This is a genomic window from Citrobacter sp. RHB35-C21 (genome assembly GCF_013816515.1).
In the GTDB taxonomy this organism is placed as follows: Bacteria; Pseudomonadota; Gammaproteobacteria; order Enterobacterales; family Enterobacteriaceae; genus Citrobacter; species Citrobacter braakii.
Genome location: NZ_CP057148.1, coordinates 71,912 through 96,325, shown reverse-complemented (window position 1 = coordinate 96,325; position 24,414 = coordinate 71,912). Strand labels below are relative to the sequence as shown.

At 45.0% G+C, this 24,414-nt stretch carries 35 protein-coding genes and 2 pseudogenes; 33 read left to right on the top strand and 4 right to left on the bottom strand.

Translation table 11 applies throughout. The features are described from left to right. Positions 1-24: 24 nt before the first annotated feature. Positions 25-1,014 (bottom strand): hypothetical protein, encoded by a 990-nt coding sequence (locus tag HVZ39_RS25435; protein ID WP_007372150.1) that lies wholly within the window; start codon positions 1,012-1,014, stop codon positions 25-27. A 122-nt stretch (positions 1,015-1,136) separates the two neighbouring features. On the opposite strand from HVZ39_RS25435, the gene HVZ39_RS25430 reads away from it, so the two are divergent. The 15 genes from HVZ39_RS25430 (at position 1,137) to HVZ39_RS25360 (ending at position 10,300) form a co-directional block, all read left to right on the top strand. Beyond that, positions 1,137-1,460: a hypothetical protein gene (locus tag HVZ39_RS25430; protein WP_020996132.1), complete on the top strand. Its 324-nt coding sequence runs from the start codon at positions 1,137-1,139 to the stop codon at positions 1,458-1,460. Then, positions 1,453-2,523 (top strand): phosphoadenosine phosphosulfate reductase family protein, encoded by a 1,071-nt coding sequence (locus tag HVZ39_RS25425; RefSeq protein WP_007372151.1) that lies wholly within the window; start codon positions 1,453-1,455, stop codon positions 2,521-2,523. The genes HVZ39_RS25430 and HVZ39_RS25425 overlap by 8 nt, the downstream gene beginning before the upstream one ends. Before the next feature lie 109 nt (positions 2,524-2,632). Next, on the top strand, positions 2,633-2,950 hold the full coding sequence (locus tag HVZ39_RS25420; protein ID WP_020996134.1) for a hypothetical protein: 318 nt from the start codon (positions 2,633-2,635) through the stop codon (positions 2,948-2,950). An 8-nt stretch (positions 2,951-2,958) separates the two neighbouring features. After that, positions 2,959-3,294, top strand: coding sequence for a PerC family transcriptional regulator (locus HVZ39_RS25415; protein WP_008786801.1), 336 nt, complete (start codon positions 2,959-2,961; stop codon positions 3,292-3,294). A gap of 383 nt (positions 3,295-3,677) precedes the next feature. Next, positions 3,678-4,139, top strand: a complete 462-nt coding sequence (locus HVZ39_RS25410) for a hypothetical protein (RefSeq protein ID WP_009653863.1) — start codon at positions 3,678-3,680, stop codon at positions 4,137-4,139. Between the two features lie 90 nt (positions 4,140-4,229). Next, a complete protein-coding gene (locus tag HVZ39_RS25405; protein WP_181633733.1) occupies positions 4,230-4,631 on the top strand; it encodes a hypothetical protein in 402 nt (133 codons plus the stop codon). 199 nt (positions 4,632-4,830) lie between these two features. Beyond that, positions 4,831-5,715, top strand: a complete 885-nt coding sequence (locus HVZ39_RS25400) for a hypothetical protein (RefSeq protein WP_007372154.1) — start codon at positions 4,831-4,833, stop codon at positions 5,713-5,715. Positions 5,716-5,794: 79 nt separating this feature from the next. Continuing rightward, positions 5,795-6,322 carry a hypothetical protein gene (locus HVZ39_RS25395; protein WP_007372155.1) on the top strand — a complete coding sequence of 176 codons (528 nt, stop codon included), beginning with the start codon at positions 5,795-5,797 and terminating at the stop codon, positions 6,320-6,322. Positions 6,323-6,327: 5 nt separating this feature from the next. Continuing rightward, positions 6,328-6,633, top strand: coding sequence for a hypothetical protein (locus tag HVZ39_RS25390; RefSeq protein ID WP_032941601.1), 306 nt, complete (start codon positions 6,328-6,330; stop codon positions 6,631-6,633). 12 nt (positions 6,634-6,645) lie between these two features. Beyond that, positions 6,646-7,098, top strand: a complete 453-nt coding sequence (locus HVZ39_RS25385) for a hypothetical protein (protein WP_007372157.1) — start codon at positions 6,646-6,648, stop codon at positions 7,096-7,098. A gap of 82 nt (positions 7,099-7,180) precedes the next feature. Continuing rightward, on the top strand, positions 7,181-7,711 hold the full coding sequence (locus HVZ39_RS25380; protein WP_007372158.1) for a hypothetical protein: 531 nt from the start codon (positions 7,181-7,183) through the stop codon (positions 7,709-7,711). A gap of 322 nt (positions 7,712-8,033) precedes the next feature. Beyond that, entirely contained in the window at positions 8,034-8,591 is a 558-nt protein-coding gene (gene ssb / locus HVZ39_RS25375) for a single-stranded DNA-binding protein (RefSeq protein WP_008786804.1), read from the top strand. Positions 8,592-8,646: 55 nt separating this feature from the next. Continuing rightward, positions 8,647-9,000 (top strand): hypothetical protein, encoded by a 354-nt coding sequence (locus HVZ39_RS25370; protein WP_154050669.1) that lies wholly within the window; start codon positions 8,647-8,649, stop codon positions 8,998-9,000. A gap of 277 nt (positions 9,001-9,277) precedes the next feature. Further along, entirely contained in the window at positions 9,278-9,958 is a 681-nt protein-coding gene (locus HVZ39_RS25365) for a hypothetical protein (protein WP_007372161.1), read from the top strand. 27 nt (positions 9,959-9,985) lie between these two features. Next, positions 9,986-10,300: a hypothetical protein gene (locus HVZ39_RS25360; protein WP_127649449.1), complete on the top strand. Its 315-nt coding sequence runs from the start codon at positions 9,986-9,988 to the stop codon at positions 10,298-10,300. 17 nt (positions 10,301-10,317) lie between these two features. Here HVZ39_RS25360 and HVZ39_RS25355 read toward each other — a convergent pair whose 3' ends face one another. Further along, complete coding sequence (locus HVZ39_RS25355; RefSeq protein ID WP_127649446.1) at positions 10,318-10,665, bottom strand: hypothetical protein; 348 nt, start codon at positions 10,663-10,665, stop codon at positions 10,318-10,320. A 133-nt stretch (positions 10,666-10,798) separates the two neighbouring features. Between HVZ39_RS25355 and HVZ39_RS25350 the strand changes: the two genes are divergently transcribed. The 18 genes from HVZ39_RS25350 to HVZ39_RS25265 all read left to right on the top strand — a co-directional run bounded on the left by HVZ39_RS25350 (position 10,799) and on the right by HVZ39_RS25265 (position 23,598). Then, on the top strand, positions 10,799-11,212 hold the full coding sequence (locus tag HVZ39_RS25350; RefSeq protein ID WP_007372162.1) for a hypothetical protein: 414 nt from the start codon (positions 10,799-10,801) through the stop codon (positions 11,210-11,212). Positions 11,213-11,274: 62 nt separating this feature from the next. Further along, entirely contained in the window at positions 11,275-11,601 is a 327-nt protein-coding gene (locus HVZ39_RS26765) for a hypothetical protein (RefSeq protein ID WP_223227020.1), read from the top strand. Further along, positions 11,591-11,935 carry a hypothetical protein gene (locus tag HVZ39_RS25340; protein ID WP_181633732.1) on the top strand — a complete coding sequence of 115 codons (345 nt, stop codon included), beginning with the start codon at positions 11,591-11,593 and terminating at the stop codon, positions 11,933-11,935. The genes HVZ39_RS26765 and HVZ39_RS25340 overlap by 11 nt, the downstream gene beginning before the upstream one ends. Positions 11,936-11,948: 13 nt before the next feature. After that, positions 11,949-12,248, top strand: a complete 300-nt coding sequence (locus tag HVZ39_RS25335) for a hypothetical protein (protein WP_009653866.1) — start codon at positions 11,949-11,951, stop codon at positions 12,246-12,248. 72 nt (positions 12,249-12,320) lie between these two features. Further along, entirely contained in the window at positions 12,321-13,604 is a 1,284-nt protein-coding gene (gene dnaN, locus HVZ39_RS25330; RefSeq protein WP_223226826.1) for a DNA polymerase III subunit beta, read from the top strand. A 150-nt stretch (positions 13,605-13,754) separates the two neighbouring features. Continuing rightward, on the top strand, positions 13,755-14,576 hold the full coding sequence (locus tag HVZ39_RS25325; RefSeq protein WP_007372165.1) for a Dam family site-specific DNA-(adenine-N6)-methyltransferase: 822 nt from the start codon (positions 13,755-13,757) through the stop codon (positions 14,574-14,576). After that, positions 14,573-14,803 carry a hypothetical protein gene (locus HVZ39_RS25320; RefSeq protein ID WP_007372166.1) on the top strand — a complete coding sequence of 77 codons (231 nt, stop codon included), beginning with the start codon at positions 14,573-14,575 and terminating at the stop codon, positions 14,801-14,803. Before HVZ39_RS25325 ends, HVZ39_RS25320 begins: the two co-directional genes overlap by 4 nt. Further along, positions 14,790-15,773, top strand: a complete 984-nt coding sequence (gene rdgC, locus HVZ39_RS25315) for a recombination-associated protein RdgC (RefSeq protein ID WP_007372167.1) — start codon at positions 14,790-14,792, stop codon at positions 15,771-15,773. Before HVZ39_RS25320 ends, rdgC begins: the two co-directional genes overlap by 14 nt. A gap of 11 nt (positions 15,774-15,784) precedes the next feature. Beyond that, on the top strand, positions 15,785-16,663 hold the full coding sequence (locus HVZ39_RS25310; protein ID WP_009654998.1) for a hypothetical protein: 879 nt from the start codon (positions 15,785-15,787) through the stop codon (positions 16,661-16,663). Then, positions 16,660-17,262, top strand: coding sequence for a hypothetical protein (locus tag HVZ39_RS25305; RefSeq protein WP_223226832.1), 603 nt, complete (start codon positions 16,660-16,662; stop codon positions 17,260-17,262). Before HVZ39_RS25310 ends, HVZ39_RS25305 begins: the two co-directional genes overlap by 4 nt. 18 nt (positions 17,263-17,280) lie before the next feature. Beyond that, a complete protein-coding gene (locus tag HVZ39_RS25300) occupies positions 17,281-17,709 on the top strand; it encodes an HNH endonuclease signature motif containing protein (protein ID WP_032951321.1) in 429 nt (142 codons plus the stop codon). A gap of 97 nt (positions 17,710-17,806) precedes the next feature. Then, entirely contained in the window at positions 17,807-18,289 is a 483-nt protein-coding gene (locus HVZ39_RS25295) for a hypothetical protein (RefSeq protein WP_032951323.1), read from the top strand. Beyond that, positions 18,279-18,719: a hypothetical protein gene (locus HVZ39_RS25290; protein WP_223226831.1), complete on the top strand. Its 441-nt coding sequence runs from the start codon at positions 18,279-18,281 to the stop codon at positions 18,717-18,719. Before HVZ39_RS25295 ends, HVZ39_RS25290 begins: the two co-directional genes overlap by 11 nt. A gap of 51 nt (positions 18,720-18,770) precedes the next feature. Further along, positions 18,771-19,355 (top strand): hypothetical protein, encoded by a 585-nt coding sequence (locus HVZ39_RS25285; RefSeq protein WP_032951326.1) that lies wholly within the window; start codon positions 18,771-18,773, stop codon positions 19,353-19,355. A 191-nt stretch (positions 19,356-19,546) separates the two neighbouring features. Further along, positions 19,547-21,256, top strand: a complete 1,710-nt coding sequence (locus tag HVZ39_RS25280) for a DUF4942 domain-containing protein (RefSeq protein ID WP_007372173.1) — start codon at positions 19,547-19,549, stop codon at positions 21,254-21,256. 153 nt (positions 21,257-21,409) lie between these two features. Continuing rightward, positions 21,410-22,165 carry a hypothetical protein gene (locus HVZ39_RS25275; RefSeq protein WP_009654999.1) on the top strand — a complete coding sequence of 252 codons (756 nt, stop codon included), beginning with the start codon at positions 21,410-21,412 and terminating at the stop codon, positions 22,163-22,165. 14 nt (positions 22,166-22,179) lie between these two features. Then, a complete protein-coding gene (locus HVZ39_RS25270) occupies positions 22,180-22,572 on the top strand; it encodes a hypothetical protein (protein WP_032951328.1) in 393 nt (130 codons plus the stop codon). A 45-nt stretch (positions 22,573-22,617) separates the two neighbouring features. Next, a complete protein-coding gene (locus HVZ39_RS25265; RefSeq protein WP_000019450.1) occupies positions 22,618-23,598 on the top strand; it encodes an IS5-like element ISKpn26 family transposase in 981 nt (326 codons plus the stop codon). Between the two features lie 148 nt (positions 23,599-23,746). Here the strand turns inward: HVZ39_RS25265 and HVZ39_RS25260 are convergent. Further along, positions 23,747-24,157: pseudogene (locus HVZ39_RS25260) on the bottom strand (site-specific DNA-methyltransferase); the annotation flags it as partial. Next, positions 24,143-24,360, bottom strand: a pseudogene (locus HVZ39_RS26760) (PadR family transcriptional regulator); the annotation flags it as partial. The pseudogenes HVZ39_RS25260 and HVZ39_RS26760, both read right to left, overlap by 15 nt. Positions 24,361-24,414: the final 54 nt, after the last annotated feature.

Below are 24,414 nucleotides of genomic sequence, written 5' to 3'. Positions count from 1 at the left end.
AATGGGGCCGTAGCCCCATTTATTTTAATGTTTGAATGAGGGTATAAAGGGTATTACTGGATTTGTTCCTAGCGAAGCTAATTCGTTAGGCGCAAGATAACGTCGCAGTTCAGTAATCAATATATCAACTGATTTATCCCAGCCATCTCTCACAATGTTTAGAATGTGCCGAGCTGGATAATGTGTTAGAAAAGGATGGTTGGGGCCAAATTTATTAAGGTGTTCAATAGTACCTATTGCATCGAGATAATCTGTAACAAGATGGTGTTCTGACTCAAAAATAGCGACAAATTTATAACCATCAGCAGCGTTTACCCACTGGCAAGTACAGTCATTAAGCTGAAATTGATTAGAACGTTTTTCCCCCTTGGGTTTAGGATTGACTCCAATACCAAAAGACAAATACAAACCTTTCCTTCCCCAGAAGGCCGGTCTCTTCAAGTCCTGACCATTGTTTCCTTCGACCTCTCCAAGAATGCCAAACAAAGTAGCTGATTCTTGGTTAGGATTCGTTCTCATACGGAAAAGAATGCATAGATCTGCAAACTTTAAGCTATTATAAACTGAATTATAAAAGACATTCTCATGGCCAAGTAGATAAGGATTATGCTCTACCGCAAAATTAGTGCCACTTCTAAAGTCACGGCAGCTAATGAATACACCAAACTGGCTCATATTAGCGAGGATATCGACATTGCGATAATCAGACAAATTAATAAGTATAGTATTTAAGACTTCTCTACCTTCATAACTCATCAGATAGTGGCAGAGCAAATTTTGTAGACCGAAGTTTCTGAACTGATCTTTAATTAAAGAAAAATATCCTTCACCAGCTAATGAAACTAGGTTTCTCATTGTTGGTGTATGTTTCCCCATGAGAGGGGAATTAAAACGTACCTTCATCCGGTTATTATCATAAAGGGTTTCAATAATTGAGCAAAAGTGCATCGCCCAATACGCGTTGTTATCACCAATTAAACCGGGTTTCACTACAGTAGTTTTAGAAAAATCCATTCTGTCTCCAAAGCAGTAATCAGTCACTCATAACACGATATTTGCAGTGAAAGTTATATCTGTAAGCAAATTTCGTCAGCTGTTAGCGTCGTATTAGGCTTAGTAAAAAGCCGGAGGTAGATATGCCTAAAGACGATGTTGCAACAATCATAATCCAGAATGGGTTGACGCATAAAGTAAATGTGATCTGCAAATTCAGCGCACAAATCGACAATCAAATGTTCTCATTCATCATCCATCGCACATTAAGCGTATGTCGATATGCGCTTGTCTGTAAGGCAACAGGCCAAAGAATTGCAGTTCTTGATACCAGTCGAGTAAAGGCACTTGGTATGGAAGCAGCAGGTAAACTAGCGCTATCAGATCTGGCCTCATCATTAGGCGAGACTAGACTTGCTGCGATTCTGACAAATTCACTTCAGAGCAGGAGCGCGGCAAGTGAGTGATTTAATCGACGATAACTTTATTATTCCTGCACTGAGTAGCATAGCAGGCATCACCACGCCACTATCAGGACAAACGTACAGGAACGCTCCAGATATCGACATATCTTGCTATGACGTGATAATCATTTGCCTTAGCGGCGGAAAAGACTCCATAGCCTGCCTTCTCCACTTAATTGACATCGGGGTCGATCTGTCCAGGGTGGAACTCTGGCATCACGATGTTGATGGCCGCGAGGGAAGTACTTTAATGGACTGGCCATTTATGGCCGACTACAACCGCAAAATAGCTTCAACATTTCAGATACCGTTGATGTTCTCCTGGCTTCAGGGAGGAATGGAAGGTGAGATGCTGAAAGAGAATGGCTACAGTCGCCCGCAATGTATCGAAACCCCAGATGGATTAATAATCGCGGAACGTGATATCCAGCGAAGCACTCCCGCCACGCGACTTCGGTTCCCTCAGCAATCACCAAGCCTTAAAACACGTTGGTGCTCATCAGCACTAAAAATTGATGTTGGTCGGCGAGCACTCACAAATCAGAGACGCTTTGACGGAAAAAAGGTGCTTTTTATTACGGGGGAAAGGAGAGCGGAAAGCTCTAATAGATTCAATTACTTACAACTGGAGCCACATACCAGCAGTTGCAAAAAAAGACAAGTTGATGCCTGGAGGCCAGTACTTGAATGGTCTGAAGAACAAGTCTGGGAGATTTTAGCAAAACATCGTGTTACAGCCCCAGTACCGTATCGTCTTGGATGGGGTCGCAGTTCATGCTTAACGTGTATATACAACAGTGCTCGCATATGGGCAACCATCAAACATTATTTCCCCGAGCGTATTCACGCAATGGCCAACTATGAAAACCGCTTTGGGGTCACTATCAGTCGTAAACGAATAAATGTTCTGGATCTAAGCCAGAATATTTCTCCTATTAATATCACGGATGAGGAAGCGCTGCTGCAAGCGGTAAATCCGGTCTATACATTGCCCGTCATTAACATGTCAAAAGAATGGGTGCTACCTGGTGGGGCGTACAACCGGGAGAAATGCGGGTCAGACTAATTAGCCATCAGCGATTTATAGCTGAGATTTCGTCACCTGAATATTACGTGGAAAATAGATATCAAATAGCAACATTGATACAGGCTTAACCGCCTCTGAAGGAAATATTATGACGATGGTAACGGCCAGAAATTGTACTGAAACACGGTTCAACCAGTTATGGGATGCTCTGCATGAAAAAAGCAGTGCGGAAAACGAATCCTTGTTTCAGCAAGAATTGCATCGCTGCCGCAGTAAACGTCAGCGAAGTAAACTGGCCGGGCGATTCGCCGGTGCCTGGCAAACCTTATTCGATGCCTTCTGTGAAGGTCGGGTCTTCTGCTCACTTCTGGACTCGGTTATCCACCAGGAGAGTATCAGCGAATGGCAGGTTGAAGAGTTAATCTCATTCACTTCTGCCCAGATGTCGACTCTATACAAAGGGTAGAGGTAGATATGGGACAAAGAAAATGTGCAGCAGCGTTCCTGCTCGCTGAAGAAATGTACCAGATACCAGCGACCAAATCGGTGATACTTGCCCGGGACCTGGAAGAAAGAGGGTTGTATCTCCGCGCTGCCAGGCAATGGGGAGAGGTCATGTTTGAACATACCCAGTGTACTGAGTACATTGTTGAACAACGGGAACGTTGCATTCGGTTATCCAATTCTCGCCATGAAGACCGTATCAGACAGCATGAGCAGGCAAGTGATCTTCAATATATTCACAAGCATATTAATGATGTATACACACGGATGGGACTAAAAGACGATGGTGTCTTTAATACCGCCTGATTTGTCGACCTTTTCCGTTCATTAAAAAATGAAACTGAGGAGAATGAGCGCACTCTTGACTGATTTTGACGGAGGATTACGTAAGTGGTTAAACAAAGTTTATTTGACCTTATAGGAGCTACCACGGGCCCAGAGCGAGATCTGTTGATCGTAAGCCTTCAGTCTCTACATCGTGAACGAGTAAGCTCATACAATGCATTGTGTACAGCCTGCTCAATCTCTGGAGATAAAGTCCCGCCAATGTCTTTATTCGGCATAGACGAGGTTACTGATGCACTACGCCGGTTAGGTGCATTACCGATCAGATAGTTCTTCAAGTAGTCAGGGTGAACAGGTTTGAATTGATACAAACGGCCTATGCTGAAGAGGAACAGAGATAACTGATGAAAACAAACGAAAACCTGCTGAACAGCATTGGAAAAAGTATTCGAATGTGGCGAGATAACTGCTTCCCTCCATTTCAGCGAGCGTATGGAACATGGTTATTGGTTCTGGTTTCGGTTAATGCCGGGATATGGTTTTACATAACCTCTGACTGGTCTGTACAGTTCGTCGGCAATATAGCAGGGCTCTTGGTTTTCCCAATGCTGGGTCGAAAGGTTTTTACAAAACGCGCCAGATCTTGGCAAGAAGAACTGGATATTAAGCTGGCAAAATACAAACCGCATAACATAGCTGCATGGAGGGAGTTGCAGGCTTATGCCTTGGAATCCAATACGCTATCTTCACAAATTGTTGAACGGTGGTATTTCAAAGAGCGGGAATTTATCAAGACGGCCCAAAAAGGGAAGCCGGGTAGTTCTGAACTCAAATTTCTCAAGAATAATACTGGATCAAAGCCTTAAGGAATCTGAGAGCCGGTGCGTAATGCAGAACCCACAGCCGAAGGGTTTTGGGAGTTAAACTGATACAGCTTTTACCGTGAGGTGGGATTTATGTCGAATGTCTTGCAGAAAGAAAACATCATCATGTCTCTGCCTCATCGTGACTTGAGTTGTGAAGTCATCGAGTGCCGATTAAAAGTGTGCCCCGTACCTGACGAACTCGACAGGGGGAATAACATCTTTTTCATCGTGGAAGACCTTTACCAGCTACGCGAGAACAGTGAATCACTTAACGTGCTTGGACAAATTCTGGCGAAACGTTTCCCACACATACCACCAAAAAGAATGCACCTTGTGCTGCACCGACGTGATGTGCAGAAAGCTCATGGAGTAGCCATCCACCTCTACCGCTTCATGCGTAGCGAGAAAGAAAATAACCGTAGTATTTTCATTGGTCGTAACCCTACTGAAGTTTCCCAGAAGACGGCATACGCCTCGATGTGCATTTTCTGACCACCAGCTGTTGAATCGTCACAATAGCCGACATAGTCGGCTATTTTTTTACGCTAAGAAAAACCATTTATGCCCACAAATTGCGGTTGAAAAAGCTATTTATTTTTGGGTGCAAAACGTCCTCATTCTCACTGTAACAATAAATTTCAACATGTGATTATAGTGAGAGTCGAAGCTGAAACATGAATGGTGGCTACATATGCATGATCTCCAGAATTCGTTAACTAGCAAAAATACCAACATTATCCGTGCTGAATTTGAAAATATGCTTTCTGCGCGTGGAACATCTATCGTGCGTTTTGATACCAACGCAGGGGCGAACAGCGGCGAGTATATAGGAAAAGGAATTCAACGTGAGTGGGTTGGGTATTTGCTAAACCATACGAGTTCTGGCCATACGGTCAAGGCATTTGAACCGGTGTATTCTATTCCTTTAAAAATCAGGCCAGACCTTCAATCCAGAAATATTGCAGACCACCAGACTAAAGTAAAAAAGTTATTTGAAAGTTATGATGAAGCGTATCTTACAGCCGCTATAGACTCAGAAGAGTATTGCAAGCCATTCTGGGTTTATCAGAATGCAGATGACGGTCATTACTCGATCAGTACTCGCGGTTTCAAAAATGCAAATGCACCTGCAAGCATTCCGAGCGATAATCGCATTGATATCGCTCAGATGAAAATGGGATATCCCATGCTCGATTATTGCCATAACATTATACCGTCCTCAGTCGTGCGATTAGGATTTAATGGGCGAGTGTTTACGCAAGGTAAGTATTATTACACCAATGAAGAGGTTTTCAGTTGGTTGTCCCGGAACCCGGATAGCGCAGTTTTCATTACGTTCCCAAAAGTTAACCAGACTGATAGATCTGAATTGATGTCAATTATGAAACGAGAATTCCTGAATTCGTGGGGTTTATTCTCATATTATCGCTGGCTGGGACGCAGCACCGCATTACTGGCATTGAGCCCGGTCAGTTCTAATGCTTCTGTTAAGTTAAGAAGTAGCAATGCACACTTCTTCAAAAATGCAATGCTGGCTGTTAACACGATCATTCCTAAAGGTAACGGAATTTCGTAATCGGAATAGTTACCGTTAGAGTGATTTAAAGATCGATTCATTCTGGAAATTGAACGAAGAAAATTTAATGGGAGTAACTATGACTGCACTACGCCGTATCTCAACAGAACCAAGCTGGACTCCAGTTGGCATCCGGGGCGAAGGGTTACCGACTAAAGCAGGTGTATACCGTTTTATTGTTCCCCGGGAAGCCGATAGCTCAGAACATATTGAGTTTCTGGCGTTAGTGCGCTGGCGTAAACACGGTGTTCATCAACTGTTATTTCCCACCTTTGAATACATCGTATGCGACGAGAATATCGTGCTCCCAGAAGGCACATGCTGGCGTGAACGCGAACCGTGGGATCCAGATACGCTGGGGGAAACCGAGTTCATCATCGTTCCTGAAATGAGCGCGGGTGCTCAACGCTGTCCGTTCTGCAAAGAAGTTCCGCGCATCGTTGGTGATAAATACAACTTTGAGTATAAGGAAAACTACATCACGAAAATGCCTCACCGGTTTAACCGCCTGTGGTTCAGCTGCTGTAAATGGGTTGCTCCTGTGCCCACTTCTGGGATTCAGTCACTGATTACGGCCTGGAACAAAATGCTCGGGTCATCCCGGTAGGAGTAATGATGAAATGTGCGTACCTACGAAAGTTTCTGATCATTGCTTTCATAACCGGCATTAGCGGATGCCAGAGTCTCGGAATAGGGTTAAGCCTGGATGAGCGCTACCAGAAGGCTTATCAGAAAGTACTGGCTGACCCTAATGACGATAACATTAAGACTTTCATGAAACTCAGCCAGGAAAAAGGCGAAAGAGACATGCAAGAGGCAAATTCGAAAGCCGCAGCCGACACTCGTGAAAGCGATAAGGGGTTTACTGAGTATTTTAAATCATATGGCAACGATGGATTTAAGCGGGCCAGACAATAAGAAAGAGGTCATATGTCATTACAGCAATCGCATGAAAATCTGGAGTTCCTGAAGGGGGCGGTCTGGTGCGCCGCAAAACTCGTTCAGGAAATTGGCGATTCAAAAGGTGCAGCTATTCTTATCACAAACTTGCCGGTTGGAATTTTCCCTCAATGTAGCGAAAGGGATTTATTTGTTCTGAGGCAATATGTCAGGAAAGATCTGCCACTTGGTATTGATGCCGAATATAGCGATATCAGGCCGGTCTTAATTGATTATCTGGGAGAGCCAGTAGACCTTCCTGAGTGTGAACTGGATAATTATGAACCGGCTCCTGGTGAAATGCTCCGCTGGGGAGTAACTGGAGATCTCAGTTCCGGGACACGATGTGTGCTGGTGGATAATCTTGCTTATCTCGCTGAAGCAATTGGTATCAGCAACGCACTAAGGCAACAGGCCGCAGAGTCAATCCAGCGCACCCTGTGATTAGTGAGTCGCCCCGAATTTCGTAAGCAGCATAAATGCCCTTAATCTTTATCCTACATATTTCAGGTTGTTGGGGTTTACCATGTACAAAGACCATTTTCCACAAGCGTGTCCTTCATCGATAAAAGAGGGCCAGTCATGCTGGCGGGTATTTATTGATATGGACGTAGACAACCCGTCGAAAATAAAAACCAGCGTCGAATTAATAGAAGTTGGCGTAAAAACAATTCGAATGAAAAAGAATGCGGCAGAAGGCAGTGAAAAAACTGTTTTTCTTGTGGATAAAATCCCTGGAATCACATTTATCAAAATTCGGCCTAGCGACAAAAAGCCAAGCGTCTGGAATACAAGCATCAGCAGTTTCTATAAACATGACGTGGAAATCGGGAAAACATTCCCCGTTGGTATCAGAACGACTAAAAGCGCTGCGTTTCGTACAGCAACAAAAAAAGTTGAACAGAGTATGCAAGAATACACTGATACTATAGCTAAGCTTGAAAACGACTATGTTAAGAATGAGACGGAGATTGCTGAGTACAAAAATGAACTCGCTGCTTACCAAACAATACTCCAAACCCTAAAACGTATGGCAAAAAGGCATCTCAAGCAATAATACATTTCGTCTCTTTTCAGGTAAACAAAATGGAAACACAATGTATTTTCATTGCAGGTTTCAAAAATTGTTTCACTCTGGGCCATACATGTTTAGTATGGGGACATAACAAAGAGAACGCTGGCGAGTACGCTGGCATAAAGATCACCTTTCCCGGCCTGGCCGGGATTTTTTTTGTCTGATGTGCCGTCCTTCTCACCACAAACTTAATATCCTGACTATTTTTATGGATGTGCAGTGCAATTATTTAACGAATTACCATTCGTCACCAGACCGGACAGGCTGATAATAATGTCATCCGATACAGAGCTGGGGAGGGTGTATGACTAATCGTGGCTATAGCAAAGTAATTATCGAAGGTACTGTAGGCCGTGAGCCTGAAATCCGACAACACCCTACCCACGGCATCTACGCAAAGATTTATGTAACAACATCTGAGTCCTCAATGGAGGATAAATCTGGTCTGGAGAAAATTACGGAAGAACACTATCAGATCATTTTGCTTGGTCAATTTGCTGATGTGGCCCGCAATCATCTTCATGTCGGGACAGGAGTGTACCTGGAGGCCCAATTGCGTACCCGCCTAATCAAGGAGGATGGTAAAGAACGCTTCTTTATGGACGTACTTGTCAACCCCGTGAAGGGGCATGTTCTTCGCAAAGTCAATGTAGGCGGTAATAAACTGGTGAGTCGTCACCTCCAGCAGAACCGTGGGCAGGATCACCGGCAGAATACCAGTTATAGCCGCAGGCCACAAAACACGAACGCGAGGCCAGCAACACCACGCAACTCGCCCCCAACAATGGAAAATTATTATTTGGGAAATCAGGATGAAGTTCCAGGAAGCACTGGTGCTTATGGAACTGAGATAGCCTTTTAATGATTAGCAGCATATCTGTTTTAATTTGTATCATAACTAATGGGGAATTATTGCCGTGAATGAATTCAATAACGCACTCCAGACGATACTGGAAAATGGGTCTATGTCATATGGCCAGGCTGCTATTTATGCCGGTGGTGCAATTTGCGTTGCGGCCCTTTTTTCGGCGATACTCAGAAGTGGACTACTGGTAATTTTGGGAATTGTCTCAGGCTTTTATCTGTTCAGTCTCAACACTCCAGACAGTACACTGGCGTATACTGCTGCTGCCTCAGACCGTCTCATCGAGCAGGTTAAAGCTGTCGGTGGATGCGCCACTAGACACATTGAGGATGCGCAAACTCTGGGTATCATCATAAAAAATGGCGATGTTATCGAGATAGCAAAGCAGTGCGGTATTATAAAATAATAACCGTAGCATATTATGATTGATGAATGCCTGAATGGTAATCTGCTCGCGGATTACCATTATTTTTTGAGATGTCTTATAGAACTTATCTAAAATTACATACGACTGTCATGACAGTATAAGGTCTTTATGAAAAACGTCGTCAAAACTTTACTACCCTCAGTGAACACTGGTGATCAAGACGAAAGCGTAAAATCGGATACGCTGACTGGCACTACTAAACCCTGCGACCACGGACTGGTTCATAATCATCTTTTAGGGCAGGAGGCCTGTTACTATGCCAAACACTAACGACTCGCTGACAGGACTCAACGTCGAGCTCGTTGGTGCATCGAAACAAGAGTTTACTCTCCTCACTGAAAACCATCTGATGCGCCGCATCATAGTGGCTTTATCTGAGTTAATGCGTAACGCGGAAGGCGTGATGATTGATTCTCATGTTTACCCATGGGATCAAGTTCTCCCTGCTGCGATGGACATTCCATCATCCAACGCTTCTGATGAAGAGATACAGAACTGGATGATCAGTGCCTGTAAGGAGTGGCAGTGCGAATACAATCGCCGGGTTCAGTCGTTTACCGCATCAGAAGTAAAAAGCAAAAGCGACACCGAGAACGATAACCTATTCCTGCTGAATATCACCAACCTAGCCCATATGCTGATTGACCGGTTACTGCCGTTTGTCAGTATCGAGGAGATTAATCATGAGGATCCAGATTTACTCCCCCAAGTTATTGATATCGTGAATTATATGGTTGGTGTTATAAATGGTACAACCAGCACACAACAAGTCAGACAAGAATTGTTTACTGCCGGTGCTGATGACGCAGTATTTGCACTCAAACTAAAGCACAAAGAGCTAACCAGCCGGGGTGAAGATGCTGGATGGCTTGAAGAGGCAATGAAGATAATCGAAGAAAACAAACGCCAATCCATCGACTTTATGCAGCGCAGCTAATCGTTCCCATAATAAAAGGGTAATGCTATGAGTAAACATCTGTACTGTATTAAGGGTGTTTTAAAACCCAGGAAATTTTCTGTAAGTCTGATAAGAAATAAACTTAGCTCATTTGGTTTAAGGGGAAGTACTCTTCGTAGCGAAACCGCTCGCATTCTTGCCGGGCCAATAGATGGTATTAAGGGTACGTATCCCTTCGGCTGGTCAGAAGAACATTTTGACCGCAGGATGAAACGCATATTCATTCGCGCCGGTAATGCTTCCAGACTTTCTGATAATCGTCCATTTGCATTAAAACGACGCAGCGCTTTAACTATCAGTAAAAAGTATCTTTCTGTGTAACCACCAGCAGACGAGTTTTACTCGTCTGCCTGGCCCCATGCCTCTAATCTTCGCACCCGAAATGAAGTTGCCTGGAGTTCTCCTGATGAAGTTAACTCAAATGAAACTGTAAGATCGTTTTTGTTCCGGTACTTCCATACATAGCCATTTTGCTGCAATGTTTTGAGTGACTTACGTAGGTTGGGCTCAGCTACATCCTGGCTGTCTGGAACAGAGTTAATAAACCCCAGCAACCTGGTGAATGGCACTATCGCAGTGCCTTTTTCTTTGCACAAAAGAAGAAGTACCAACGCATCCTTCTGAATACGGGAAAAGCGCTCCAGGCGATGTTCAGTACCATCTCCCTGCATATTGGCATTGTTCATAATCAACCTAATCATATGGGATATGATTAAGGTTAAAAAACACCCCCCGTTTTGTCACCCTTTTTTTTTCTTACTCACCACTTAAAGCAGTAAGCTCAGTTCGATAAATCTGAATTAAATAAGGCGAGGTTATATGAAAACGAAATTATTGCTGGCGCTAATTGCGGGATCGACTTTCTGCATCAATATTGCTGAAGCCAATATTCCTCTTAGAGCAGATGGAAGTCCGGCAGCGGGGCAGACACCAACTCAGTTCATTCAGCTTAAAAATGAATGTCCTGAATGCGTCATGGTCGCAACTGATGTAGTAAAGATGCGTAGCGATAGCTGTAAACAGCAGGCATCCATCGATTCTACAATCCTACAGGATCCTGTTTACGCATATCTCAACAGTATCCGTCTGGTAGTTGCCGGGAATGGTGGTTATGCAAGTCCAATCTATACATCCGCCCGTCAGGTCGTAGCGTCAAACATCAATTGCAGTGATGCAAACGACTGGGTAGCGAGAAGTAAAACGGTAATGGATAACACCTTCAAAACGCCGTAAACAATCCCTGAATATTTCGTTGCAGTAATGCTATCCCGTAGTATGACGTTAAAGGCGGAGCTTTGAATCGGGAAAAAATAACTACTGCACTTAGAGGTATTTATATGGGTCGTCACTTTACTGGTCTGATTGATAGTTCGCAGCAAAATTTTACAATGCCAATCCGTCCGTATGGACGGAGCCGCATGGCTGCAAAATTAAAAGGAATCTCCCGATTGAAAAAATCTGAAAAGCATGACGATGAATATCCTGATGAACTCTGGAAATTTATGAGTCCTTCAGAGAAAGCTAAATTTCTGGTCGCGGATGTATTTTCACGCAGTAGTAAAGACTCTTCCGCCATTCAACCGGGAGAACATAAGCAAAAGGAGCATGATAATGAGCACTGATAATTTACTAGCAGAACTCACTTCAAAAACAGGCCTGACAGAAACGGAACTTAATCGGCAGGAATTGATTATCGGTTTGATGGCATTGTGCCACCCGGATGCTATTGCCGGTGATTTGGTGAGCGCGGCACTTACGGGGTCATACTCAGATAGTACTGATAAACTACTTACCCGTGGTGATAACGCATCAGACAGTGTGTTGATGTCCATGCGTATCTTACTTCACCGGTTGAGTAAGTATGAAGGGTCTGATGGCAAAGTAGGTCAGATCAATAAAATGATGCACCGACTCGGCTACTTTAAGGCATCCGATGTGTTACGCGAGGCTCAATAAAGAGGCTCAATTTATGTTCACCATGACGAATTTCGCGTCCAATATTCTTGACATGGTTTTTCTATCAGAAATGGAAGGGGAACTCATTTATATAAAAGCGCTTAGCGGCGTTACTGGTTACGTTCCTCAGATCCATCTTTTCCGCCTCCAGCTTATCGCATTTGATATAGGTTGGTACTACGAGTACAGATTGAATTCAGGCAACCTCATTATAAAGGAAATTGTTGAGGCCATCACATCTCTTGGATGTGCTTTAAATGAATACCAATGGCAGTTCGCGTTTGAATTAGGTTATCGCCGTCACCACAAATAAACTTCATTTTTTCATAATTTGCTATTCGTCACTTGATTGACCGGGGGTACGATTAATTTAACACGGATAATTATGGGAGACAGTAAAATGACAGACGCATCTACAATAGACGCAGTTCAACCAAAGGCAAGACGCTTATCATTTAAAGAGCTTCCAGGGTTTGATATTTCTGCTGAAGCACTTCTCAAAATTATCGAAATGCCGTGTATGGTTATTCGCCGGTCTCCTGCAATGAAAGTACTGGAGATGATCACGCTGCGGTTACGTGGGGATTGTCTTTCTGCCCTTGGCATTGACTTAAACTCTGCCCAAATTACCAGTAAAGGGACGGTATCGGGGGGCAATGGTGATATGGACGTATCAGTACCTGCAACACAACTCTTTTCTTTAATCCGCAACATGCGCGGCGAAGATGAAATTAACGTCCGCTTCCATGCGGCAAAAAACCATCTTGTCATTCGCACCGACAAAAACTCCTATAACATCCCGGTTTGCTTAGACCATATACCCGAAATTCAGGCTGAGACGCTGGAACATAATTACAGCGTTTACTTTCCAACGCAGATGCTGAGTCAGATTATCAAGCGTGTCAGCCACGCTGCGGCTCAGAACGATGTCCGCTTTTATATGAATGGGGTCTACCTCGGTATCGATAATGGCCAATTTATTGCTGTAGCCACTGATGGACATCGTATGGCCGTCAGTTCTCATGATATCGACTTCAGCGATGACGTGGGCGATGAGATTCAATCTCCGACAGCTCCTACCTCTATCAGTAACACGAATGCAGGTGTGATTTTACCCAACGGGGTTTTCCCCGTGCTCCATAAAATCCTGAGCGGTAGCCAGGGTCAATTCAAAATTGACTACAGCAACCGTAACCTGACATTTACGCTCGGAAGCCATACAGTCATTTCAAATCTTGTCGATGGCCGTTACCCGGACTGGAAGCGCGTGGCCAGCACGGTAGCCAAAAATACTGAACTGTTTAAGGTTGATCCTTCTGAACTCACCACCGCACTAAAACGCGCAACCCCATTGCTTAAAGAGGGCTCGCCAAACAACACCAGTGTTTGTGTGATGTCATTCAAAGACAACGCCCTACAGCTTAAGTCGCCCGGCTCAAATGCAATCAGTTGCAAAGAGGTGATGGACATTGCGAAAGAGGCAGGCGAGCCCGAAACAATTGTTGATATCGGTATGAATGCCGATTACCTCCTGGAATCACTGGCAAGCCTGGGGGCGTGTTCGGAAGAAGGAGAAGCCGCACAGATTGCTTTGCGTGATACAACGACCGGCATATTGATTTCAGTAAACAAAAACAATTACGACATCATCATGCCTGTCCGTGTCTGACAAAACGCTCTCGTTTTGTCGGCCTTTTCGAAATAGCCAATTTCATGGGCGTGATAACGTTAAAACAAGCTTCCTGACGGGATGGCTATATGCCATCTCGCTCCCATTGGTCGCGATCACTGCGTCCTAATATTCTGGAGCCAGAATGAAATGAAAAGCGTTCTGAAGTGGGTAGGAGCCAAACACAACATTATGGCAAGTCTTAAGCATGTACTACCGAAAGGTGGTCGGCTTATTGAGCCCTTTGGCGGTTCAGGCGCTGTAATGATGAATACGAATTACCCAGAATACATTTTGGCCGATATTAATAGCGACCTGATCGATACATACCAGAGTATTTTTAAGTCGCCTGAAAAGGTACTTTCTGAGCTTAAACGCCTTTACTGTCTCGGGCGTTCTGAGGACGCCTATTATGAGCTGCGAAGCCAGTTCAATAATCATGATAGTGCAAGTGACACTCAAGCTGCTCTGTTTATCTATCTGAATAGGTTTGGCCATCGCGGACTATGCCGATACAACCGGAAAGGCATCTTTAACGTCCCCTGGGGTTATTACGCCAACCCCTATCTCCCAGAGACAGAGTTATACGCAATGGCTGAGAAAATGTCCTCAGCAACTTTACTTTGCGCCAGCTTCCAGACCACGCTATCAATGGCCCGCCCGGGTGATGTGGTGTATTGCGACCCACCATATGTTAATCCCGGCAGATTCACGGCTTACCATGCCAGCGGTTTTACACCCGCTATGCAGATTGAGCTTACCAAACTGCTCCAGTTGCTGCCTGAACGCGGGGTTCATGTCATCGCATCATGCCACGATGCGCCTGATATTCGTGAGCTTTATCAAGCCTTCGCTATTCATGGTGTGACTGCCCGGAGAAGCATATTTAAAGGCAGCGGGGATGGGAAAAAAGCTTCAGAAATCTTCGCGGTCAAATTAGCGGATAACTCGAAAAAGGGAGCTGCGGCATGAAACGCTTCCATTGTTCTGAAAAGCTGCATAACCCAGAGACTGAGAAATTTTGTCAGGATATCGCCGAACAATATCGGACAGCACCTGATATTGCCGTGGCGCAGTTTAAACAAGTGCTGAGCTCTAAGCCTCTAACTTACTGGGAGTGTGTCGTGATCCGCGAGCGTGTCTCTGACCTTATTAAAATTAATCAAGCAACAGCTGAGGGCCACGATGAGCCAATTTAAACCCAAAAGCCTTGTAGTCTACCGCATCCAAAAAGCTCTGGAATTAGACAAGCTGGATGAACAGTTAAGTGAGTTGAAATACACTCCCTGCGGGCCTAATGATATGGCACGGTCAGGATGGATCCCGCCATTGGGTGAAGATGTCGAGCTGTTAAAGCATGAGTCGAATAATCTCATTCTTCTGACTGTTAAGCACGAATCGAAAATACTTCCTCCCGCGACCATCAAAGAAATTGTGCGAACCCGGGTTCAGAAACTGGAGAAAGAGCAAAACCGCAGGCTAAAGAAAATGGAGATCCAGGCCGTCAACGATGCCGTGCTCGCTGAGCTCATACCAAAGGCTTTCAGCAAATACAGCACTACAAACATTTGGGTGGATACTAAATCACGTCTACTGCTTGTTGAGACCACCAGCCATAAAAAAGCAGATGATGTAACAGCTTTGCTACGTAAAACTATTGGCTCACTTCCAATTATCCCATTCACGCTGGAAACGCCGGTAGAACTGACGTTAACAGAGTGGGTCAAAACAGGAAGTCTGCCGCCTGGCCTAGCTTTATGCGACGAAGCCACGCTCAAAGATGTGCTCGAAAACGGGGGGGTCGTTACAACAAAACGCCAGGATTTGATATGTGATGAGATCGCTCATCACATCGAGGCCGGAAAGCTTGTGACAAAGGTTGCACTGGGCTGGATGAACCAGATGTTTTTCATCCTGAATGACAATTTCATCTTTTCACGACTGACCTTTACGGAAGAACTTATTGAACAGAACGATGACATTTCGCCAGAAGATCACGCCCAAAGATTTGATGCCGATTTCGTTTTGTTTACCTCTGTTGTTATGGAGGTTCTGGACACAATGATAAAAGCCCTCGGGGGTGAAAGCCCAGGACTCATCACAACGCCGTCAGACGAACAACAAGGTGTCGCGGCAGAAGCCAAACAACCAGAAAAAACCTTCCATTAAAGGGCTGAGAGATGATTACAGCTACAGAACTCCAAGAGTTATCACGCCAGGTTGAAAATGCTAACATTGCCCGAGCCCTGGCAGTTAAAGAGTTGGTTAAAGAGACAAGAGATCGTCAGTTTTCATTGTGGGCGCTATTTATTGGTCTCTTCAGAGAGACACCGGCGCGAAAAAAGCTGAACGAATGTGAATTGCATCTTAACCTGCTGCTGCCAAAATGCAGGAGCATCTTTCTTCAATACGTAGTTATGTCCTCGTTGGAAGAAATTTCGAAATCACCAGATTGTGAGATTTATCAGCATCTAGTCAACTGCTGGAAAGAAGCTCAGATAAAATATAACGAGTCAGGCAGACGACTCAAACTTGCAGAAAATGCCCGTGAACTATTAAAAACAGCAAAGGATGAATGTAATAGTGCTTCCACAACTGAATTTCTGGATATGGTTACTACCAGTAAAGCAATATCCATACTTTCAGCAATAGACACATCCTCTGCGAGTAGTTCGTTAAAGAGAGCTATGGGTGCGCTTAAGCGATTAGCAGATGAAATGCCTGCCCGGCAATCACCTATTGATTCAAATTTACCAGATGACACGCTTGATCTGTTTGTCGATCTGACTATAAATCCTGTTATCGATATTCTCTCCTGGTTAAATATTGAAAAGCTGGATAATGCCGAAGTGCAGTGCAGCAAAGCCTTAAAGAAACTTCAGACGTTATTAGGACAACTGGGTGCTGAGCATGATTTGAGAACTAAGGATTATCAATCTCAATTAGATACGCTTAAGAGAATTGAACAACCATACATCAAAAAGGTGATGCGGCATATACCCGAAAATATGAAGTTCAAGGAGCCTGAGTATCTCCAGACTATAGGAATGAACCCATGACTCTAAAATATATAATCGCTCTCGCAATATTTCTGACATTTGTGTGCTTTGCAGCTTTCATACTTATCTACGCGAGTCGAACAAAACGAGAACAACAACAAACTCAGCAACCTTTGGACGAGCATGATCAGCAGGCAGATATTAATGCCGATGCCGACGAGAACGCCGCACTTGATGGGTTGAGCGAGTACTTCATCAAAAAAAATTCGATATTGCCAAAAGTCCTGATGGATCTTTATGTGCGCTTGAGTGCGGTGTTCAATGGTCAGTACATTATCGCACCCCAGGTGCTTGCCCGGGACTTAGTAGAGCTGGAGCTCGAAGATGAACCGGTTGCCCCGGTTGACGTACTTCAGGCGCAACAGTACGCAGATGAATTCGTGTTCGATTTTGTTCTCTCCGATGCGCATACCGGGGAACTAGTGCTAGCAATGATCAATGAAGATGCTATCAGCGCTCAGCCTGAAGGAGAGTTCATTATTGCCCTTTTTAAAAGAACTCACATTCCTGTCTTTCGCTATGAAACGTTGTCAGGCTTGGACGATAACGCCCTGGCAGTCAACATCGCTGAATCAATAGACGATGGCCGATTCTCTTAGTTCCACAAGGAATTTATTATGTCTCTGTCAAAAAAACAAAGAATAGTACTGAGGGCTAAATTTGGTGGTCGATGTGCATATTGTGGCGAGGTACTGAAAGAAAAAGGTTGGCACGCTGATCACGTAGAACCTGTGCTAAGGAAATCCGTCCAGGATATGCAAGCTGCGGCCAGAGGGAAATTTAAGCTTAAGGCTACCGGTGAAGTGTTTAATGAAAGTGCCAACTGCTTAGAAAATCTTTTCCCAGCCTGTGCGCCCTGCAATCTGCTCAAAACAACATATTCACTGGAAATGTTCCGCAAACAAATAAGTTTACAGGTTGAAAGGGCACGGAAGAGTAGTATGAATTTCAGAACGGCAGAAAGATTCGGCCAGATAAGCATTGTAGAGAAACCCATTGTTTTCTGGTTTGAACAGTATTCAGAGAAAAATGGTGCTATCAAATAAACGACTAATTTAACATTATCATGGCGCGTATCGCGCACTGCTTCGTCAAATATTCAGCCGTGATAATATTGTTTAGTAGGCCCATTACGGAGCGTATATGACTAATCATACAAACTGGACTGGAGACCTGACCGAAGGCGCAACTATATTTGTAGCCACACCAGATGGCCAGCTCAGCAAATGTAGAGTCGAGTCCGTTCGAGACCGACATTTCTCGGTCGAGGGTATTGAACGTGAATTCGATAAGTTGAATGCCTGCTCAGTTGATGGGTTACTACACTCTTACCCCGACGATTTCGAGTCGAGGGAGTTATTTGGTCTGTGCCAGCAAAAAAACAGGCTCAAGTCTCTGCAAATTGATTCATTATCGTTACAGCAAGTCCAGTACATGCTGGCTGGCCTGGAACTTGCCAGGAAGAGATATGGATACCAGTACCGAGGCAGCAAAGCCGTAGATACCAATCAGAAGGGTAGACTGGCCATGAGCATTGATGATTCGCTTCACCCAATTCAGATCGCTTATATACTGGCAGGTTTAAAATTATCTCTCCTTCAAACAGAGGTGAACCATGACTGCTAACCAACGTAAACGTCCTTCGCGTAACAATCGAGCTGTCCAGTTAACGTCCGAGCAGCTGGTAGAAGCGAAGACGCTTGACCTGAAAGCCCACCATTCGTTTAAAAACCTTATGGGTCTTGCTGCAATCAGTGTCGTGGTGTTTGTCTGTCTTGGCTCCTTGATCCATAAACAACGCTCAGTAATGAACGAATGGGACCTGGGTGAAGTGATCAGAGGCGTTGATTTGAAAGCCGGAACCCTCGCAAAAAACAACTTTTTCATCACCAACAAAGGGCAGTTTGAAGCAAGTGGCGTTACAGTGTCACTTACGGGTACAAAACTGAAATTACAGCAGCATCAGGACGGAAAATATTACGTTTGTAATTCTGCAACAGGTGATTGTGTTCTGGTATCCGATGTACAAGCTGAAAAAATTCGTGACCAGCTGTAGCGAGGGGAAAATATCGGTTACTGTCACCGGTAACCGAAGGAACCTTCGTATATGTCACGACAAGAAGCCGCAACGCAGTTATTTATGTCTGCACCACCAGCAAGTATTGATGTCGTTATTGAGCAGCTGGAAAGGGACGCTCAAGCAGCCGGTATCGATATCCATACAATCTCTGTAATGGCCAGCCTGTTACGTGATCGAATAGAAGCATACAGTGACGTGCTTAAAATCGAGCCTGAGCGGGTGATACACGCACTTGAGGTACTGCGAGGTACGGAAGTGCCGTGGGCTTTTTACACTCCGTCCAGGCTACCTGAGCTTGAAGATGTTCATTGCTGGGAAACTCCTCACGATTTTGACCAAGACCTAGGTGAACACCAGCTGCGGCGCTATATTTGCCCTAAATGCGAGCATGAATCAACCGACCCAATGCGCTGCACGGCTGGCCATGCTCCTGGAGTTAACCAGTATCCTGAAAGCTGTGATGCCACTATCTGGAATTCGCCCGATTCTTGGGATAGTATTAACCCTATAATAAAATTAATTATCAAATCTACGTTCCTGGCTGACCTGACTGTTCATACAATCTTCTATCCGAAAGGGTTGAAGCTTCCTGAAATTCAGGACGTTGAGTAGTCTGCTTCGGGCTCTGTGATCTGATAGTTATATATACCTCATTTAAGACCCCTTACTGGGGTCTCTTTTTTTGGACTTCCGCCGTGCTATGTACTTCACGGTATCCCCAAATATCCCGGCTTATGTAGTTCGTCGATTTGCTTCGTCACCTGCCATACCTGTCTCATAATTTCTCTATTTGGAGAAATCTGATGAACCTACCGACAGCTGTATTAGCGAATAACGATGAAAATGAATCAGACGTCCTCAGCCTTTATGCTAATCCCGTAGACAGTCAAAGTGGCCTCATTGAACATGACGGCTTTCAAAAACTAAATGCCATGCGCGATCTGCTGGTGGAATACAACACAACACTGAAGCACATGCAGGCCATGTATGATGCAGTGATGCGGAACCGGCATGATGAAGCATGGCGCATGTTCTGTGATTCTTGTGACAATTCCATCAAATATACGCTGGCTGTAGAAAATTTGTTCTGTATAGAACGGGCCCGCTGTGCTCTCGATGAAAAGTACTGGCAAAAGCTGCTCGATCTGACCGGCGTAAAACCATTTATGCCCACCGAAAGATACGATGACTGGAACGAAGGATTGAGGGCATGGCGAAAATCATCAGAATCAAATTTTGAGAAGCTTAAGCCTGTACCCTTCAACGAAGAAAGTATCTTTTCTACCGCATTCGCATTGAATGAAGAGAAAAAAGACTACTTCGCCCAGATGGTTCATGGTGTGTTTGAAAAGCTCTCCGCTCTGCATAAGACTAACCGTGCCCAGGGCTTCAGCAACAAACTCATCATAGCCAGCTGCTTACCAAGTAGAGATAACCGCAGATCCTATGACTATCTCAACTATTTTAATGACCTTCGTAAGGTTATTGGACTGATGTATGGACGAAGCGGTGCTGAGGATGTGAATTCGGCTGCGGTCAAAGAGTACATGATGAGTAACCCTGGCGAATGGGTAAGTATTGATAACGATAGTCTTAAAGTGAAGGGGTTTATTAACGGCAATGTGCATATCCTGATTGAGGAGGAAACTTGTGACAATCTCAATCTGGTACTATCCCATTTAATGCCAGGCTGCATTCCTCTCGATCGCCGATACACCACCGGCCATAACTCCGCAAGAACTGTAAAAACCAATGAATATCGGTCGCAGTTGATATCATTCTCTGCTGTTAACTCCTTAATATCATATGCCACTGACCATTTGAACGCGGGCAAACACCTGTCACCGGGGCCGCACACTTTTATCCTGCGGGACAACCAGTCTGTTAGTGAGAAAAAAGAACTGGTGAACATATGGGAGTCATTGGGTGCTGTCAGAAGATATAGAGAAGTATATGACTTTGACTTTAGCCCCGTTGAAGCATTCAAACTTCTGGCATTACATGGTTCTATACCTGACCGCTATACGCACCAGTTCTATGCAACGGTCGGAGAACTCCAGAAACGAGCAATTGATGAATGTATGGTGGCTTCAGGTATGCGTTTGCTGGAACCGAATATCGGTCTTGGTGCGCTACTGAAAGGGTTACCAGAGGGGGTGGATGTTACTGGTTTTGATATACACCCCGCAGCTGTTGCAATTACTGGCCTGCGCTGGAACGTCACCCTTAATGATTTTCTATTGGTCAAGCCTGAAAATACCGGCTTGTTTGAAAGAATTCTGATGAATCCTCCATTTAGTGACTCACGCTGGATTGCACATTTTCAACATGCGATGAGATTCCTGAAACCGGGAGGACGCTTGATAGCAATACTGCCAGGGAGCGCAAAGGAGCATCTTTTAACCCGAGAAGCTGGGCCCGGTTACGACATCAATATTCTGGGTTGCTATGACAACGCCTTTGAAGGAACCGCAGAATCCATAAAACTTTTCTCCGTTGATGCCCATGAATAGTGGGGAAAGGAAGAGCTGGTCGAGTTAATTTCGTCACCCGTAACTGAACAGAAAAAATGAGATAGAGAAAAAGCCGTCAGTTTGTCGATGTTAAATGCTATTCAAATTTTTCAACATGCGACAATTGAGCCAACTACATGAAGAGGAAACACAATGTCAGCATTTCTCATCAATAAATTATCTTTCGAAGATACCAAACAAATAATGTTGTCCTCCATGAAAACAATGGCATCTCTTCATGGTATTTTGGCAATATTCTTGCCGATAATTGCTGGTGGTGGACTCCTGACACTCATCATGAAAAATGTGACAATGGAGGGGCTTGCATTTTTTATCTTACAGCCAGTTGTACTCACCCTCTACCTTACGGCTATCTTATGCCGATATCAAAGCTCAGAGCTAAGATTGAATATCTGGGAAGAACTACGCAACTTTATCGTTGTGTTAGTTTATGCATTATTCCTGACCGTACTAATGATCGTAATATTGTGGTTAGTCAAATTTATGATTGCTTCAGCGGTTGCGGGTGAAACCAACCATGTTGAATATAAACAACCAACATTAACAAGCATTAGTCTGGCTTACTCCAACCTAATAGTGTATTTCAATATGTACGCCCTTGCCACTTTGAGCGTATTTATCGCTACGCCAATGCTCGTTTTATTCATACCAACAGTTACGCGGTGTAAAGGTTCTCTGCTGAAAAGTATACCAGTCATTTGTAAAAGTACTTTTATGAATATTGGGCCGTTGTTCGCATTTTCAGCTATCTCTGGTGTTGTTTTACTTTCGTGGTCATACTTTTCGCTCAGGTATGAATGGTTAATCCCGGCAGCAACTATACCTCTGGCCTACTTATCAATATTGAATTACCAGCTGTCTGAAGCAGCATTGCCTCGTAACCAATAAAAAGGAAACCTGTGATGAGAAAAATAATATTAAATGCGGTTGTTTGTTTATTTGCAATTAATGCATCAAGTTTCGCAATATCAGCGGAAAGCTCTCCATCTCGTGACGAACTGAATGACGTGATGAAAGTTCATGCTTCCGAGATTGCTGCTGTTATCGCATGTAAAGACTACCTCGAAAATGGCGAGGAACGTTTGACTGAAGCGAAATCAAAAGCTGGCCGTGTACTGGGTAAGATGGTAGGCAATCAAGCCAAGGGTAGCGAGTATGCTAGTCGGATTCTGGTAACTGTTAACGAAGCTAAGCCAGATGAGCAACTGAAGGCTGAATTCGACAAGGTCAACCTTGACCACTCAGTCCGCGTTGCAAAATGCGCTCAGCTAGGGAAGGTGCGAACAAGTTCCTGATATGAGATCATCATATTCATCCGGAGCGCATCCCAGAGGGACATCATGAGCCATCAACTCACCTTCGCCGATAGTGAATTCAGCACTAAGCGCCGTCAGACCCGAAAAGAGATTTTCCTCTCCCGCATGGAGCAGATTCTGCCATGGCAGAATATGACCGCTGTCATCGAGCCGTTTTATCCCAAGGCGGGCAATGGCCGACGGCCCTATCCGCTGGAGACCATGCTGCGTATTCACTGCATGCAGCATTGGTACAACCTGAGCGATGGCGCGATGGAAGATGCTCTGTACGAAATCGCCTCCATGCGTCTGTTTGCCCGGTTATCCCTGGATAGCGCCTTGCCGGACCGCACCACCATCATGAATTTCCGCCACCTGCTGGAGCAGCATCAACTGGCCCGCCAATTGTTCAAGACCATCAATCGCTGGCTGGCCGAAGCAGGCGTCATGATGACTCAAGGCACCTTGGTCGATGCCACCATCATTGAGGCACCCAGCTCGACCAAGAACAAAGAGCAGCAACGCGATCCGGAGATGCATCAGACCAAGAAAGGCAATCAGTGGCACTTTGGCATGAAGGCCCACATTGGTGTCGATGCCAAGAGTGGCCTGACCCACAGCCTAGTCACCACCGCGGCCAACGAGCATGACCTCAATCAGCTGGGTAATCTGCTTCATGGAGAGGAGCAATTTGTCTCAGCCGATGCCGGCTACCAAGGAGCGCCACAGCGCGAGGAGCTGGCCGAGGTGGATGTGGACTGGCTGATCGCCGAGCGTCCCGGCAGGGTAAAAACCTTGAAGCAGCATCCGCGCAAGAACAAAACGGCCATCAACATCGAATACATGAAAGCCAGCATCCGTGCCAGGGTGGAGCACCCGTTTCGCATCATCAAGCGGCAGTTCGGCTTCGTGAAAGCCAGATACAAGGGGCTGCTGAAAAACGATAACCAACTGGCGATGTTATTCACCCTGGCCAACCTGTTTCGGGTGGACCAAATGATACGTCAGTGGGAGAGATCTCAGTAAAAACCGGAAATAACGCCAGAAATGGTGGAAAAAATAGCCTAAATAGGCTGATTCGATGTGTTTGCGGGAAAAAAATCGGCCCAGATCCGCGAAATTTTAATCAGCGAGTCAGCTTGGGAAGAAATGACCTGCTTATTCGCACCTTCCCTAGCAGTAGACCGTACGCATCGGTCACTTCCCATCCTTTAGTAGGTATTTTTTCAATACGTTCGCCGCGCGCACCCGCGCGTAGCCATAGCAACGGCGCAATGCGAACAAAGGCCAAGTTGTGGCTAACCGACTTCTCAGCTTCGTAGGTCAGAGTGAAAAACTCGGCATTTTCCTCAAAACCGTCAGACATTGGGAACTCGTCTGTAAACCTATAATTGACCTTAATCGGTTGTTCATTCGGCGTTTTGCCTGTGATAGCAGCTTGTACACGTGGTTTGGTGATATAATCACAGATCCCCCACTTTTCCCAATCAGGATCTCCAGGCCTTAAGCCCTGTTCGCGCAATTTTTTCTGTTCGTCGGCAGCGACTTCGTTGTTAGTGACGGAGATGCACTGGCGACGACCACCACCTCCGCCGCGACCGTGGCGGCGTCCGCACCCTGTTCGTGGTGATGTTCCTGGTGACAGCCTGCGTGGCGATGCTCTTCACTTTTGCAGCAGCCTGCATGGTGCTCACTGTGGCGGCTTTCGTGGTGATGTCCTTCACCCTTGCAGCAGCCTTCGTGTTGGTGCTCTGTATGTTTACAGCAACCTTCATGATGGTTTTGCATCATCGTCTCCTGATGTTATTTAGATATATCTAATTTATATCTAAAGTTTATCGA

What these genes read in the sequence shown, in the direction of transcription:
- HVZ39_RS25435 (WP_007372150.1), bottom strand. Translation starts at nt 1,014, where the DNA reads ATGGATTTTTCTAAAACTACTGTAGTGAAACCCGGTTTAATTGGTGAT.
- HVZ39_RS25430 (WP_020996132.1), top strand. Translation starts at nt 1,137, where the DNA reads ATGCCTAAAGACGATGTTGCAACAATCATAATCCAGAATGGGTTGACG.
- HVZ39_RS25420 (WP_020996134.1), top strand. Translation starts at nt 2,633, where the DNA reads ATGACGATGGTAACGGCCAGAAATTGTACTGAAACACGGTTCAACCAG.
- HVZ39_RS25415 (WP_008786801.1), top strand. Translation starts at nt 2,959, where the DNA reads ATGGGACAAAGAAAATGTGCAGCAGCGTTCCTGCTCGCTGAAGAAATG.
- HVZ39_RS25410 (WP_009653863.1), top strand. Translation starts at nt 3,678, where the DNA reads ATGAAAACAAACGAAAACCTGCTGAACAGCATTGGAAAAAGTATTCGA.
- HVZ39_RS25405 (WP_181633733.1), top strand. Translation starts at nt 4,230, where the DNA reads ATGTCGAATGTCTTGCAGAAAGAAAACATCATCATGTCTCTGCCTCAT.
- HVZ39_RS25400 (WP_007372154.1), top strand. Translation starts at nt 4,831, where the DNA reads ATGCATGATCTCCAGAATTCGTTAACTAGCAAAAATACCAACATTATC.
- HVZ39_RS25395 (WP_007372155.1), top strand. Translation starts at nt 5,795, where the DNA reads ATGACTGCACTACGCCGTATCTCAACAGAACCAAGCTGGACTCCAGTT.
- HVZ39_RS25390 (WP_032941601.1), top strand. Translation starts at nt 6,328, where the DNA reads ATGATGAAATGTGCGTACCTACGAAAGTTTCTGATCATTGCTTTCATA.
- HVZ39_RS25385 (WP_007372157.1), top strand. Translation starts at nt 6,646, where the DNA reads ATGTCATTACAGCAATCGCATGAAAATCTGGAGTTCCTGAAGGGGGCG.
- HVZ39_RS25380 (WP_007372158.1), top strand. Translation starts at nt 7,181, where the DNA reads ATGTACAAAGACCATTTTCCACAAGCGTGTCCTTCATCGATAAAAGAG.
- ssb (WP_008786804.1), top strand. Translation starts at nt 8,034, where the DNA reads ATGACTAATCGTGGCTATAGCAAAGTAATTATCGAAGGTACTGTAGGC.
- HVZ39_RS25365 (WP_007372161.1), top strand. Translation starts at nt 9,278, where the DNA reads ATGCCAAACACTAACGACTCGCTGACAGGACTCAACGTCGAGCTCGTT.
- HVZ39_RS25360 (WP_127649449.1), top strand. Translation starts at nt 9,986, where the DNA reads ATGAGTAAACATCTGTACTGTATTAAGGGTGTTTTAAAACCCAGGAAA.
- HVZ39_RS25355 (WP_127649446.1), bottom strand. Translation starts at nt 10,665, where the DNA reads ATGAACAATGCCAATATGCAGGGAGATGGTACTGAACATCGCCTGGAG.
- HVZ39_RS25350 (WP_007372162.1), top strand. Translation starts at nt 10,799, where the DNA reads ATGAAAACGAAATTATTGCTGGCGCTAATTGCGGGATCGACTTTCTGC.
- HVZ39_RS25340 (WP_181633732.1), top strand. Translation starts at nt 11,591, where the DNA reads ATGAGCACTGATAATTTACTAGCAGAACTCACTTCAAAAACAGGCCTG.
- HVZ39_RS25335 (WP_009653866.1), top strand. Translation starts at nt 11,949, where the DNA reads ATGTTCACCATGACGAATTTCGCGTCCAATATTCTTGACATGGTTTTT.
- dnaN (WP_223226826.1), top strand. Translation starts at nt 12,321, where the DNA reads ATGGGAGACAGTAAAATGACAGACGCATCTACAATAGACGCAGTTCAA.
- HVZ39_RS25325 (WP_007372165.1), top strand. Translation starts at nt 13,755, where the DNA reads ATGAAAAGCGTTCTGAAGTGGGTAGGAGCCAAACACAACATTATGGCA.
- HVZ39_RS25320 (WP_007372166.1), top strand. Translation starts at nt 14,573, where the DNA reads ATGAAACGCTTCCATTGTTCTGAAAAGCTGCATAACCCAGAGACTGAG.
- rdgC (WP_007372167.1), top strand. Translation starts at nt 14,790, where the DNA reads ATGAGCCAATTTAAACCCAAAAGCCTTGTAGTCTACCGCATCCAAAAA.
- HVZ39_RS25310 (WP_009654998.1), top strand. Translation starts at nt 15,785, where the DNA reads ATGATTACAGCTACAGAACTCCAAGAGTTATCACGCCAGGTTGAAAAT.
- HVZ39_RS25305 (WP_223226832.1), top strand. Translation starts at nt 16,660, where the DNA reads ATGACTCTAAAATATATAATCGCTCTCGCAATATTTCTGACATTTGTG.
- HVZ39_RS25300 (WP_032951321.1), top strand. Translation starts at nt 17,281, where the DNA reads ATGTCTCTGTCAAAAAAACAAAGAATAGTACTGAGGGCTAAATTTGGT.
- HVZ39_RS25295 (WP_032951323.1), top strand. Translation starts at nt 17,807, where the DNA reads ATGACTAATCATACAAACTGGACTGGAGACCTGACCGAAGGCGCAACT.
- HVZ39_RS25290 (WP_223226831.1), top strand. Translation starts at nt 18,279, where the DNA reads ATGACTGCTAACCAACGTAAACGTCCTTCGCGTAACAATCGAGCTGTC.
- HVZ39_RS25285 (WP_032951326.1), top strand. Translation starts at nt 18,771, where the DNA reads ATGTCACGACAAGAAGCCGCAACGCAGTTATTTATGTCTGCACCACCA.
- HVZ39_RS25280 (WP_007372173.1), top strand. Translation starts at nt 19,547, where the DNA reads ATGAACCTACCGACAGCTGTATTAGCGAATAACGATGAAAATGAATCA.
- HVZ39_RS25275 (WP_009654999.1), top strand. Translation starts at nt 21,410, where the DNA reads ATGTCAGCATTTCTCATCAATAAATTATCTTTCGAAGATACCAAACAA.
- HVZ39_RS25270 (WP_032951328.1), top strand. Translation starts at nt 22,180, where the DNA reads ATGAGAAAAATAATATTAAATGCGGTTGTTTGTTTATTTGCAATTAAT.
- HVZ39_RS25265 (WP_000019450.1), top strand. Translation starts at nt 22,618, where the DNA reads ATGAGCCATCAACTCACCTTCGCCGATAGTGAATTCAGCACTAAGCGC.